Origin of the sequence: Sphingobacterium puteale (genome assembly GCF_050986225.1) — a bacterium.
Lineage (GTDB): Bacteria > Bacteroidota > Bacteroidia > Sphingobacteriales > Sphingobacteriaceae > Sphingobacterium > Sphingobacterium puteale.
The window spans coordinates 22,019-34,932 of record NZ_CP158959.1; the positions used below are offsets into that span (position 1 = coordinate 22,019).

The window sequence follows — 12,914 nt, forward strand, 5'->3', positions numbered from 1 at the left end:
TATTTTTTAAAAAAGAATAAAATGAAATTAACATTGGGGTTTTCTCCCTGTCCGAACGATACATTTATTTTTGATGCCTTGATCCATCATAAAATAGATACGAAAGGATTGGATTTTGACGTAGCTTATCAAGACGTTGAGACATTGAATTTAAGGGCTTTTCATGGTGAACTGGATATCACCAAATTGAGCTATCATGCTTTTGCTTATGCCGTTGAAGATTACGAACTGTTAGATGCGGGAAGCGCCTTGGGCTTTGGCGTAGGGCCGATGCTAATCACAAAAGATGCTGCTTTGGCAGAAGTGCTCCGGGAAAAGCTAAAAAATGCTGACGGTCTGGGCGAATTTGATAAGTTAAAGGTGGGATATCCGGGGAAGTTTACAACTGCAAATTTTCTGTTGGGCTTGGCATTCCCGGAATTAACCAATAAAATAGAACTGGTTTTTTCTGATATAGAAGGCGCGCTTTTGGATGGTTCCATTGATTTGGGGCTTATTATTCATGAAAACCGGTTTACCTATGCAGAAAAAGGACTGTATAAAGTCGTCGATTTGGGAGAATATTGGGAAAGTACGACAAAATTTCCGATTCCACTGGGTGGTATTGTCGTAAAACGTTCGTTGCCCAAGGATGTGAAAGACACGCTTAATGCAATTTTAAAGGAGAGCGTCGAGTTTGCTTTTGCAAATCCAAAGTCCGGGTTGGAATTTATCCGTAGCCATGCGCAGGAGATGAGTGAGGAGGTGATGTATAAGCATATTGAACTTTATGTCAATAAGTACTCCATTGAACTAGGCACCGAAGGACGTAATGCAATTACTAAAATGTTTGAAAAGGCGCAGGAGATGGGCTTTATCCCGCATTCGGATAAAAAATTGTTTCTTTCATAAGACCTTCTTAATATTTGGTAGCCACAATAGCAGTAGGCTTGTGCAGCAGCGCTACCTGTTTGGTTTCAAGTACGACTATTTTGGGCGTGAAGAGCGAATAACCGGGATAGGGAAGCAGGACGGTCTCGGTAATGGGATAAATTGAGACAAGTAAATAAGATGTGTATCCAATTGAAAAAAATAACGCAAAAAAAATAGTGGTAAGCTGTTAGATATCATATCTAATAACTAAATTTGCCCGATTAGTGTCAAATTGTCTGCAATTTTACTTTGGAGTCATTATTGTACAAAATCTTTAGTTGAGATAGAAAAAAAATTATGTTAAAGTTTTTAAGTAAATTATTTGGAAGTAAATCCGAAAGAGATATCAAGGGGATTCAGCCGGTTGTAGAGCAAATCAAGGCTGAATATGATAAGCTTTCAAATCTAACCAATGACGAGTTACGTGCCAAGACCGCTGACTTCAAAGAAAGAATTAAGAATTACCTCGCAGATATTGACCAAGAAATAGATACGCTAAAAGCAGAGGCGGATCAAGATGAGGACGATATGGCTAAAAAGACTTCTATTTACGAGCAAGTTGACAAGTTGTCTAAAGACCGTGATAAGAAGTTGGAAGAGGTATTGAAGGATATTTTGCCCGAGGCATTTGCCGTGGTGAAGGAAACTTCAAGACGTTTGACAGAAAACGAAGAACTGGAAGTTACTGCCAGTGATTTTGACCGAGAATTGGCTGTCTACAAGCCAAACGTTATTATCAATGGTGATAAAGCGATTTGGAAAAACAAGTGGATGGCTGCAGGTACTGAGGTAACCTGGAATATGATACATTATGATGTACAGTTGATCGGTGGTATTGTACTGCATAGCGGAAAGATTGCGGAGATGGCTACCGGTGAGGGGAAGACATTGGTCGGAACTTTGCCAACATATCTAAACGCGCTTTCTGGACAAGGGGTACATATCGTGACCGTGAATGACTATCTTGCCCGTCGTGACTCCGAATGGAACGCACCTTTATTTGAATTCCATGGTTTATCCGTAGATTGTATTGATAAACACCAACCAAATTCGCCACAACGCCGTAAGGCATACCAATCGGATATCGTATATGGTACGAACAACGAATTTGGTTTCGACTATTTACGTGATAATATGGTTCAGACGCCGGATGCATTGGTGCAAGGTAAATTGCATTTTGCCATGGTCGATGAGGTTGACTCGGTTTTAATTGACGATGCCCGTACACCATTGATTATTTCAGGTCCGATCCCACGTGGCGATCAACATGAATTCTATCAATTGAAACCACGTATTGAACGTTTGGTACATGTACAAAAAGCTTATATCAATACCGTATTAAATGATGCTAAAAAGGCATTGGCTGCAGGTGATTCTGATGTTGAAGGGGGGGGGCTAGCTTTATTGAGAGCGTACAGAGGTCTACCTAAAAATAAAGCCTTGATCAAGTTCCTGAGTGAAGGCGCCAATCGTTCTATCTTGCAAAAAGTAGAAAACTACTATATGCAAGAACAAAATAAAAATATGCCTAAAGTAGATGCAGAACTTTATTTTGTGATTGACGAAAAAAATAATCAAGTCGAATTAACAGAAAAAGGTATCGAGTTGATCACAGCGACGGGTGAGGATCCTTCCTTCTTTATCTTACCAGATGTGGGTACAGCTATTGCTGAAATTGAAAAATCTAGTTTGAGCCTAGAAGAGAAAGCTGCACAGAAGGAGGATTTATTACGTGATTATTCGATAAAAGCGGAACGCATTCACTCAATCAACCAGCTGTTAAAAGCGTATACCTTGTTTGAAAATGATGTGGAATATATCGTGGATGAGGGTAAAGTGAAAATTGTCGATGAGCAAACAGGCCGTATCATGGATGGTCGTCGCTACTCAGACGGTTTGCACCAGGCTATCGAAGCGAAAGAAAATGTAAAGGTCGAAGATGCGACACAAACGTACGCGACGATTACTTTGCAGAATTACTTCCGTATGTACCACAAACTTTCAGGGATGACTGGTACTGCTTCAACAGAAGCTGGCGAGCTTTGGGAAATCTATAAGTTAGATGTTGTTGAAATCCCTACAAATCGTGGTATCCAACGTGAGGACCGTCAAGATTTGATTTACCGTACTGCGCGCGAGAAATACAATGCGGTAGCCGAAGAAATTCAACGATTAACAGAACAAGGTCGCCCGGTGTTGGTTGGTACAACATCAGTTGAAATTTCCGAGTTGTTGAGTCGTATGCTTCAGTTACGCAAAATCAAACATAATGTATTGAATGCAAAATTGCACCAAAAAGAGGCTGATATTGTTGCCGAAGCTGGTCGCCCTGGACAAGTGACTATCGCAACGAATATGGCTGGTCGTGGTACGGATATTAAATTGACCGAAGAAGTTAAGAATGCCGGTGGTCTTGCGATTATCGGTACTGAACGACATGAATCCCGTCGTGTCGACCGTCAGTTACGTGGTCGTGCAGGTCGTCAGGGAGATCCGGGATCATCACAATTCTTCGTTTCGTTGGAAGACAACTTAATGCGTTTGTTTGCTTCTGAAAGAATCTCCAATATCATGGTGAAAATGGGGGTTGAAGAGGGTGAAGTGATGCAACATAGCATGCTGACCAAATCTATTGAACGAGCACAACGTAAGGTTGAGGAGAACAACTTTGGTATTCGTAAACGTCTATTGGAATACGATGATGTCATGAACTCCCAACGTACAGTAATCTATACTAAACGTAAAAATGCTTTGTTTGGCGAGCGTTTGGATGTGGATTTGAATAATATGATCTTTGACGTTGCTGAAGAGATTGTCGCTGAAGCGAAGGAGCAAGGAAATTACGAAGACTTCCAAATTGAGGTTATCCGTATCTTTGCTATTACACCAGAAATCACTGCTGAAGAATTTGCGCAAGGAAAGATCGAAGGGTTGACAGACCGTCTTTTTGATCAAGCAAGTAGAGCATATCATCATAAAATAAACGCGATCGGCGCGTTGACAGTTCCTGTATTAAACAATGTATACGCAGAACGTGGTCAGATTGTTGAAAATGTAGTGATTCCATTTACGGATGGTATCCGTGGTATTCAAGTTTCAGCAAATTTGAAAAAAGCGATTGAGAGCAACGGTAAAGAGGTGTTCAAATCCTTTGAAAAAGGCATTGTATTGGCATTGATAGACGAAGCATGGAAAGAACATTTGCGTGAGATGGATGATCTAAAACAATCCGTTCAAAATGCTGTTTATGAACAAAAGGATCCAATCATTATCTATAAAATGGAGGCCTTTAACTTGTTCAAATCTATGTTAGCTTCTATGAACAAGGATGTCGTGAGCTTTATTTTTAAAGGTGAGATTCCCGGACAAGAAACAACCTCATTACAGGCGAGACAAGTGACTCAAGCACCTGTAAAGACAGTTGAGACAAAAGCAGATTTGGTGTCACCTACTGGTGTCAGTGAAGAGGATGTGAATGATGGTCCGAAAGAACCTGTTCGTAATGAAAATACAGTGGGACGCAACGACGAATGTCCTTGTGGTTCCGGTAAGAAATATAAAAATTGCCACGGCGCAAATAACTAATCGACAAGAAAGGTTAAACTATGCTGAAGAGAGGATTGATTTTCATATATGCACTTGTGCTATTTACGCTTGTTCATGTAAAAGCACAGGAAAAAGGTGGAGTTATTGTAACCAAAGATTCTTTGATTACACAGCTTCAAAATTTTAGGGCAGCAATGGGAATCAATCCTGTCGAAAGCAAAACCACTGCAGTTCCTTCGAAACCTGTTGTACGTTCCGCGGCAACAAGAATCAAGGTGAGAGGTTTTCGCGTCCAGATCTTTGCCGGATCCAGTCGAAACCAAGCTTTTTCGGAGCAAACTCGTTTTCGGGGAATGTATAAAGATGTTGATACCTATATCACTTATGATGAACCCAATTATCGGGTGAAGGTGGGCGACTTTAGAAGTCGTTCCGAAGCGAATGCGTTTATGCGTGAGCTCCGTCAATATTTTAGTAACGTTTTCGTCTTTTCAGAAAGCGTTTTTGTTTATCAATAAATCAAACAACCTTATGGCAAGTACGAAAGAAAAAGTCCTGGCCTTAGCCCATCAATATTTTCAAGATACAGTTGCTAACCGCAGACATCTTCATCAAAACCCTGAACTTTCCTTTGAAGAATATAATACCTCGGCATTTGTAAAGGTACAGCTGGATCAATTAGGAATCCCTTACGAAACAAAAGCAGACACAGGTATTGTGGCGTTAATTAAGGGCGAACTCCCTTCGGATGAGGTCATCGCCTTGCGTGCGGATATGGATGCATTACCTATTCAGGAAGTTGAAGGCCGACCTTATGGATCCAATACTCCGGGGGTCATGCATGCTTGTGGCCATGATGTACACACGTCCTCGTTGTTGGGAACCGCAAAGATATTACATAGCCTGAAAGCTGAATTTGGCGGGACGGTGAAATTAATCTTTCAGCCCGGAGAAGAGCGTTTGCCTGGCGGAGCGTCCATTATGATCAAAGAAGGTGCCCTACAAAATCCCGCACCTTCCGCTATAATAGGTCAACATGTAATGCCGTTTATCGAAACAGGCAAAGTGGGATTTCGTGAAGGGAAGTATATGGCTTCCTGTGATGAGTTGTTTATGACCGTAAAAGGAAGAGGGGGGCACGGTGCACACCCGCATCAGAATATTGATCCGATTGTGATCACAGCGCATATTATTACCGCTTTACAGCAGGTAGCAAGCCGTTTTGCGGATCCGCGCACACCGACTGTGCTGTCTTTTGGCAAAATCATCGCTAATGGTGCGACAAATATTATTCCTGACCAGGTTTATCTTGAGGGTACATTCCGTACATTCGATGAGAAATGGCGTGCTGAAGCGCATGAGACAATGGTCAAAATGGCTGTCGGAATTGCCGAAAGTATGGGGGCTACTTGCGACTTCGAAGTTCGCAAAGGTTATCCATTTTTGATCAATGCTCCTGAACTGACCAAAAGTGCACGAACTTTTGTAGAGGAATATCTTGGAAAAGAGAATGTCGTGGATTTAGACCTCTGGCCAGCTGCGGAAGATTTTTCCTATTACTCACAAGAAATCAATGCTTGTTTCTACCGATTAGGTACAGGAAATAAGGCGAAAGGAATAACTTCTGCGGTACATACACCCACATTCGATGTCGATGAATCCTCATTGGAAATCAGTACGGGCTTGATGGCTTACATCACCTTGCGCAGATTAGGTTATTAAATTTTTCGAAATGTCATCGCATCATATCGTTCGTGAGAACCAAGAGCCTGCTCTGCTGATTGAAGACCTTTTTCTGATAGGCGAAGAAGATTTGGGGCAATTGCTTGAATGGAGTCCAACAATTGTTATAGAAAACAATATGGTTGATCCATTGGACGCTAGAGGATACAAATTTGATATTGTTTTTGCGCAGACGCAAGCGAATCAAACACAGGAGAATTTGAAAGTAATTCCATATACCGATAATTTTTTAAATTCGGCCATTGAGTATCTCGTCGAACATCAATATAAAGCGGTTAATGTTGTTACGGATCAAATAAGTCTTGCGCGCTATCAGCGCTATTTGGATCTGATCAATGTGGTATTATTGGCTCAGGGAATGCGCTACTATTTTGTCACTACCGGTTTTACAAAATGGAAAGCAGGAGGTGAACAGCTAAAGATCGACAGCCAAGGCGAAGAAATCACCACAGAAGGACTTCGGAAAATAGGTGAGAATCTTTATGAAACAGAAGAGGATGGCTTATTTACCCTCGGATTTTCGAAATCAAAATATATTTTAATAGGAGAGACAATCTCATGATAACAATAGAATTAGCCGAACAGACAGATATCCGTAGTATTTCTAATATGGCGCACATCATATGGCCAGACGCTTATGGTGAAATACTTTCAAAAGAGCAGATTGATTTTATGCTGGAGAAAAGCTATACCGTTGAAGGCTTAGCTGAAGGCATGGTAGGCGGACAGTTCTTTTATATTCTGAAGGAAGACGGGATTGGCCAAGGCTTTGTTGCGCTGAAAACTCTTGCAGATAAACTTCGTATTGAAAAGCTGTATTTGATGCCCGATGTTCAGGGAAAAGGTTTTGGGAAAGCATTGATTGACTTTGCTGTTGAAAAAGCGAAAGCCAAGGGCAAAGATATTTTGGAACTCAATGTCAATAGAAATAACCCTGCTTACCATTTCTATTTAAAGCAGGGCTTTCAGGTTGTCGAAACTGTTGATATTCCCTATTATGACTATGTGCTCAATGACTATGTCATGCATCGGGCAATAGATCGTGCAGCCTCTTCCTAATCTTTTAATTTTTCCACACGTGAAGGGGTTTGCTTGCCTTCTACAATGCCTGAAGTACCGATAGCAATTGCTTCTATACTGGAGATAATATTTTGAACGTTTAACGTGGCGACTTCATCCTTTACCGTGTGGTAATACTCATCCTTGTCCATTTGGGAAGTAGAAAATGAATGGGCGGGAACACCCTTTGCCGCTAACACGGCATTATCACTGCGGTAGAATAAATTTTGTTTTGTATAAGGATCGGGATAAAATTTAAAGGTTGTATTCTTTAGGTTTTCCTGCATTAATTTACCTAAGTCAGATTGATCATAACCTGTTATATAGACCGTATTAGGGCCGAACTTTGAATCTTTTCCGATCATTTCCATATTGATCATTGCCACGACCTGATCCGCATTGATATGATTAGAAAAATATTTTGAACCATACATGCCGAGCTCTTCGGCCGTAAATGCCACAAAAATAAGTGTCCTTTCATTGTTGTTTTTCTTTTTGTAATAATCCGCCAGGGTCAACATCGCTGTTACTCCCGAAGCATCGTCATCTGCTCCATTGGCAATTGAATCTTGTCCTACGGCAGGCAATATGCCAATATGATCATAATGTCCTGAAAAGATTATATATTCATTTGGTTTGCTCTTTCCGGGGATAACTCCGGCAATGTTAAAAAGCGGGAAGTGCTGAAGATCGCGCTCGATATGGACTTGAAATGTTTTTGGTGTTTCTGTGCTTAACAGATAGACTATTGAAGGTTTTTGTATGTTCGGATCTTCTATGAATTTAGGCTTGTTGAGCATTTGCCCAAAACGGACAAAAGAGGCTTCAAAAGAAGGGTCTACCAGTACAAGCGTGTTTTCTTGGGATAGGGAATGCTCCCGAAAGGCTTGGGAGAAATCTGCACCGGATGCAATATAAGCGACTTTCACAGGACTTTTTTCATCCCATTTGAGCGTTACATGGTTACCCAATGATATCATATGCTCAGCGGGAACAGCCTTTTTATTGATCGTCGCGACGTTGCTTTTGGGCGAGAGCTTGTCCAATTGGAATGTCTGTCTGAAAGACTCTTCCGCATAAGGTTTGAGACCTATTTTTTTCATCTCTCCGGCGATAAAATCTGCCGCTGGCTCAATGTCCTTTGTCAGAGCCGATCGTCCACGCATATCATCCGAAGCCAAGGTATTTAAAATACGGCCCACATCCTGACGCTGTTGTTCAGAAATAACTTGCTGTCCAAAGGCAATGGAAGATAAGGCAACTAATGCGAATGTTAAAAATATTTTGGGTACTGAATTCATAACGTTAGTAATGTTCGGATGAAGATACTGATTTCGCCTGTAATTTTTGTGAAAATTCGTGCTATCCTCCAACTAAGGCCTATTATCGTTCCCCTTAGGACGATAAAAGTAGGAATGAAGTTGTCATTGTCCTTCAGTAAAAAGATGCATTCAATAGAGTGTCCGTGGTTGTCTTGAATTCGTAACAGGCACGAATGTTCCTGATGGCCGTTGAAGACAGACAATTCAGAAAAAAATGTAGTATATTTGATTATAAATTTTTTGACAATGAAAGAAGTATCTGTACAGGAATTAAAGAATAAGATCGATAACAATGAAGATTTTCAATTGATTGATGTGCGTGAGTCATTTGAATATGAGGTTTCAAATTTGAACGGTTTGAATATTCCACTATCAGGGATCCTGATCGAGGCAGATAAAATCGCCAAAGACAAACCTGTTATCGTTCAATGTCGTTCCGGAAAACGTTCAGCGCAGGCAATTATGTTATTGGAACAACAAGGTTTTGATAATCTTGCAAATTTAAAAGGCGGCATTTTGGCCTGGAAAGAGGAAATCGATCCAGAGTTAGACGTTTATTAATATGACAAATTTGGAGCATCAGACTAAACAGGCTTTCTTGTTTAGTCTTGCTTTTTATATCGTAGCCCTATTTGCCCGGCTATTAAGCTTCGGTATATTCCCCATATTAGGCAGTCTTTCTATTCTATTATCCCTTTTATGGGTGATATTGGTCTTACGGGAAATTATGCTTTCCAGGACAATTCCCAATAGTGATCGGATGTTGATGGCACTGGCTATCGTACTGCTCAATATTATCGGTGGAGCTTTCTATTTCTTTGCTGGATGGAGAGAACGGGTATTGGGATTAACAAAAAAGTAATATGACAAAATATTTTATACTGAATATTGTATTGAACTTGGCCATTGTGTTTTTGGCGTATTGTGGATTTGAAGGGTATAAAGCCGGAAATATGCTGGTGACGGGATTGTCTATCGCATTTTTGGTGGTACTTATTTACCTTAAGGTTGTCTTAAGCAAACGCATAAAAGTTGTGATTCAGGAGAAAGATCGCGAGAAAAAGCAGCAATATGCTGCTAAACAGGGAAAGGGGAAAAGCAAATAGGAGCGAGTTTCTTACTTATAACATACAAAAAGAGCAGAAAACGATTGTCTTCTGCTCTTTTTTATATCGCCTACCCCCGTTCTTATTTTACAAATGGAGGTTTCGTTACTTTAGCTTTTACTTTTTGATTACGGATATGGATAAAGATATCTGTACCGTCTTTTGCGAATGCAGTATCTACGTAACCCAAACCAACCGATTTTTTCAATGTCGGAGATTGTGTTCCCGAAGTAACCCGACCGATTACATGGCCATCAGCATCTACGATCTCGTAATCATGGCGCGGGATGCCTCTGTCGATCATTTCGAAACCGACCAGTTTCTTTTTAAGTCCGGCTTCTTTTTCGGCTTTAAGTGCAGCGGAGTTTACAAAGTCTTTCGTGAATTTCGTTACCCAACCTAACCCAGCCTCCAAAGGCGAAGTATTGTCGTCGATGTCATTTCCATAAAGGCAGAAACCCATTTCTAAACGTAAAGTATCGCGGGCACCTAATCCGATCGGTTTGATTCCGTAAGCTTTTCCGGCTTCAAAAATAGCGTCCCAAACTTTCTGAGCATCTTCATTGGCCACATAAATCTCAAAACCACCTGCACCAGTATAGCCGGTTGCCGACACCAACACGTTATCTACTCCTGCAAAAGTACCTTTGGCAAAAGTATAGTATTCCATTGGTGCAAGCTCGATATCTGTCAGTGATTGTAAAGCATCCGCTGCTTTAGGTCCTTGAACAGCAAATAAAGAAGTCTGGTCAGAAATGTTTTTCATTTCTACACCATCGGTATTGTATTTGGAAATCCAGTTCCAGTCTTTTTCGATATTGGAAGCATTGACAACCAGAAAATAGGTCTTATCATCTATTCGGTATGTTAGAAAATCGTCTACTACACCGCCAGTTTCGTTTGGAATATAAGCATATTGGACTTTACCGTCATATAGTTTCGACACGTCATTTGAAGAGATTTTTTGAAGAAGGTCCAGGGCCTTTTCACCTTTGAGGATGAATTCACCCATGTGGCTTACATCAAAAACTCCTACACCTGTACGAACTGTTTCGTGCTCATCATTGATACCAGTATATTGTACTGGCATGTTGAAGCCTGCGAAGGGAACCATCTTTGCTCCTAAAGCAATGTGCGTCTCCGAAAGGGCAGTATTTTTTAACATAAAAATTAAGTTTTAATCAGTTGCAAATTTAATAAAATATACGTGATTCCTAGCTTTGAATCTATTTTAGAACAAACGATTTAATTCGTTACATTCAACGAATAAACAGTCAGTTCAGCGTCTTCTGTATCCGTATCTTCGCATAGCAGGAAAATTAAACCCTTATCAGTTTTCTCCTTGAAGGTAATGCCCTCGAATTTATGATTTCCGGGGATCTGGAATACTTCAGGTTTGGACGACAGATCCGCTGGTATTTTTCCAAGTAAAGACCCGGCGATCTCGCCGTCAAGATAGGTTGATTTTGCATCCTCCGCGGTCGCGATGAAATAAATGTCTTCACCCACCAGTGCGGCATCCGAAAAACCGGTACTGATTCCCTTTATCGTCGGTAATTCCACTGGAATACACCGTGATTTATCTTCAGCTTTACCGTTGTATTCTAAAATTGCATTGACTCCTTTGGGGCCATTTCCTCTGTTGAAAAACAAGATCCGATCGTCAATATGCAGCACTCCCTCGATGTTGAAGTCCGATTTACTGATCTTAAATTTCTGCATTAAATGCGCGTAGATTTCGCTATAGTCTTCCTTCACGACTTTGTTTCCGTCCCAAATAAACCGGTTGTTTCTCTTTTCAGTTGACCCCGATCCATACAGGTAGTAGCACTTGCCATCGAAAGTAATGGATTCAAGATCCATTTTATTCGCTTTGCTGATATTTTCCATGGGTTCAGTGTCCAATAAGGCCGTTTTGGATAGGCGTTGCTGAGCGAGGTTATAGCTATACAGGTAATTGCTGTTGTCCGAGACAATATGGAGTTCATCGTTATTATAGACGATACCAGATGCCGCGGTGATACCAGTTATGCTAATAAATGCTTCGAGGATTAATTTTAACATCATTCATGTATGTTTAAGATTCCAAGAACTTTCCGGAAATCGGATTGAATAGCTGCTTTTATACGAACGGTCTCGCCCGACAAAGGGTGATTGAACGTTAATTCTGATGCGTGAAGTAACATCGTGTCCATCTGGTAGTTCTCTTTCCAGAATTTATTTTGTTTATTGCAGCCATGCGGACGATCACCGATAATGGGGTAAAAGATGTGTGCAAAGTGACGCCGCAATTGATGCATGCGACCAGTCAGTGGATTGGCTTCAACAAGACTGTACCTTGAAGTTGGAAATTTCCCGAAAGGAATATCGAGCTCACTTTTGGCCAGCAGTCTGAATGATGTCTGGGCATCTTGTATTGTGCCATTTTCTTTTTTCAGGGGATAGTCAATAATTCCTTCCTCAGGTGCGAATCCTCGGAGCACAGCAAGGTATTTTTTATCAATTTGATGTTCCTGAAAACTTTTTTGTAGGTATTGATCCGTTTCTTTGTTCAGAGAAAACAAAAGGACTCCACCAGTTTTACGGTCGAGGCGATGAGCAGGGTATACCGTTTTGCCCAGCTGGTCACGTAGTATTTGAAGGGCAAATTCGGAGGTGTCACGCGCAATGGATGAACGATGTACCAAAAGACCATGCGGCTTATTGATCGCCACAATGGATTCATCTTCGTAAAGAATTTCTAAGGACATATTAGATTTTTTTCAATGCAGCAATAATTTCATCTGCTTTTTCATCAATCTTGGGGCTCAGCCAAATCTGTTTAAACGCACCACCTCCGATAATCTGTTCTGTGCCTTGCCATTTGATCTTGGTCAGAGAGAAAAGATAATAATTGTCTATAACAACGGAATTCTGGACAAAGCTGTCCACTAATTTGTTGCCGAAAAGTTGCATTCCCAATCCGAAAAAAGCCTGGTCTTTTGCATGAAGCTGACTTTTTAGTAATTGCTCAGCCTTTGCACGGACAATTTTTTCATGTTCCTCTTTGCTCGGGTTTGTCAGTATAGCCGCCAGCATGATGACAATCAGAAGCAGGGCAAATATTCTTTTTTTGCTCATTTTTTTATGCTAAAATTAATGTTTAAAGATCGTTTCAAAACTGGATCTACCGCTATCAAAATTATTAAATAGATATTAGATATGCGCAATTGTTTTGATATCGAAG

The 12,914-nt window shown here is 40.8% G+C and carries 14 protein-coding genes; 9 read left to right on the forward strand and 5 right to left on the reverse strand.

Annotation, left to right across the window (positions count from 1 at the left end):
• Window positions 1–21 precede the first annotated feature (21 nt).
• The 6 genes from ABTV71_RS00130 to ABTV71_RS00155 all read left to right on the forward strand — a co-directional run bounded on the left by ABTV71_RS00130 (window position 22) and on the right by ABTV71_RS00155 (window position 7,260).
• A complete protein-coding gene (locus tag ABTV71_RS00130) occupies window positions 22–891 on the forward strand; it encodes a menaquinone biosynthesis family protein (RefSeq protein ID WP_121125380.1) in 870 nt (289 codons plus the stop codon).
• A 318-nt stretch (window positions 892–1,209) separates the two neighbouring features.
• Window positions 1,210–4,497, forward strand: a complete 3,288-nt coding sequence (gene secA / locus ABTV71_RS00135) for a preprotein translocase subunit SecA (protein WP_433901842.1) — start codon at window positions 1,210–1,212, stop codon at window positions 4,495–4,497.
• Between the two features lie 20 nt (window positions 4,498–4,517).
• A complete protein-coding gene (locus ABTV71_RS00140; RefSeq protein ID WP_121125378.1) occupies window positions 4,518–4,976 on the forward strand; it encodes an SPOR domain-containing protein in 459 nt (152 codons plus the stop codon).
• Window positions 4,977–4,989: 13 nt separating this feature from the next.
• A complete protein-coding gene (locus ABTV71_RS00145) occupies window positions 4,990–6,180 on the forward strand; it encodes a M20 metallopeptidase family protein (RefSeq protein WP_433901843.1) in 1,191 nt (396 codons plus the stop codon).
• 10 nt (window positions 6,181–6,190) lie between these two features.
• Window positions 6,191–6,763, forward strand: a complete 573-nt coding sequence (locus ABTV71_RS00150) for a thiamine diphosphokinase (protein ID WP_433901844.1) — start codon at window positions 6,191–6,193, stop codon at window positions 6,761–6,763.
• The gene (locus tag ABTV71_RS00155) at window positions 6,760–7,260 is read left to right on the forward strand and encodes a GNAT family N-acetyltransferase (protein WP_121125375.1); all 501 of its coding nucleotides are present in this window, start codon (window positions 6,760–6,762) and stop codon (window positions 7,258–7,260) included. The genes ABTV71_RS00150 and ABTV71_RS00155 overlap by 4 nt, the downstream gene beginning before the upstream one ends.
• Here the strand turns inward: ABTV71_RS00155 and ABTV71_RS00160 are convergent.
• Window positions 7,257–8,561 carry a M20/M25/M40 family metallo-hydrolase gene (locus tag ABTV71_RS00160; RefSeq protein ID WP_433901845.1) on the reverse strand — a complete coding sequence of 435 codons (1,305 nt, stop codon included), beginning with the start codon at window positions 8,559–8,561 and terminating at the stop codon, window positions 7,257–7,259. The genes ABTV71_RS00155 and ABTV71_RS00160 overlap by 4 nt on opposite strands.
• Window positions 8,562–8,828: 267 nt before the next feature.
• Here ABTV71_RS00160 and ABTV71_RS00165 point away from each other — a divergent pair, with 267 nt between their 5' ends.
• From ABTV71_RS00165 to ABTV71_RS00175, 3 genes are read left to right on the forward strand one after another with little or no spacing between them, the layout of a single operon-like run.
• The gene (locus ABTV71_RS00165) at window positions 8,829–9,143 is read left to right on the forward strand and encodes a rhodanese-like domain-containing protein (RefSeq protein WP_070562591.1); all 315 of its coding nucleotides are present in this window, start codon (window positions 8,829–8,831) and stop codon (window positions 9,141–9,143) included.
• Between the two features lies 1 nt (window position 9,144).
• Window positions 9,145–9,444 carry a PLDc N-terminal domain-containing protein gene (locus ABTV71_RS00170; RefSeq protein ID WP_433901846.1) on the forward strand — a complete coding sequence of 100 codons (300 nt, stop codon included), beginning with the start codon at window positions 9,145–9,147 and terminating at the stop codon, window positions 9,442–9,444.
• 1 nt (window position 9,445) lies between these two features.
• On the forward strand, window positions 9,446–9,688 hold the full coding sequence (locus ABTV71_RS00175) for a DUF6358 family protein (protein WP_121125372.1): 243 nt from the start codon (window positions 9,446–9,448) through the stop codon (window positions 9,686–9,688).
• A gap of 82 nt (window positions 9,689–9,770) precedes the next feature.
• Here ABTV71_RS00175 and gcvT read toward each other — a convergent pair whose 3' ends face one another.
• The 4 genes from gcvT to ABTV71_RS00195 all read right to left on the reverse strand — a co-directional run bounded on the left by gcvT (window position 9,771) and on the right by ABTV71_RS00195 (window position 12,808).
• Window positions 9,771–10,853, reverse strand: a complete 1,083-nt coding sequence (gene gcvT, locus ABTV71_RS00180) for a glycine cleavage system aminomethyltransferase GcvT (RefSeq protein WP_121125371.1) — start codon at window positions 10,851–10,853, stop codon at window positions 9,771–9,773.
• Between the two features lie 80 nt (window positions 10,854–10,933).
• Window positions 10,934–11,755, reverse strand: a complete 822-nt coding sequence (locus ABTV71_RS00185) for a DUF6929 family protein (protein ID WP_433901847.1) — start codon at window positions 11,753–11,755, stop codon at window positions 10,934–10,936.
• Window positions 11,752–12,438, reverse strand: coding sequence for a pseudouridine synthase (locus ABTV71_RS00190; RefSeq protein ID WP_433901848.1), 687 nt, complete (start codon window positions 12,436–12,438; stop codon window positions 11,752–11,754). The genes ABTV71_RS00185 and ABTV71_RS00190 overlap by 4 nt, the downstream gene beginning before the upstream one ends.
• A 1-nt stretch (window position 12,439) precedes the next feature.
• Entirely contained in the window at window positions 12,440–12,808 is a 369-nt protein-coding gene (locus ABTV71_RS00195) for a DUF4359 domain-containing protein (RefSeq protein ID WP_121125368.1), read from the reverse strand.
• Between the last annotated feature and the right edge of the window lie 106 nt (window positions 12,809–12,914).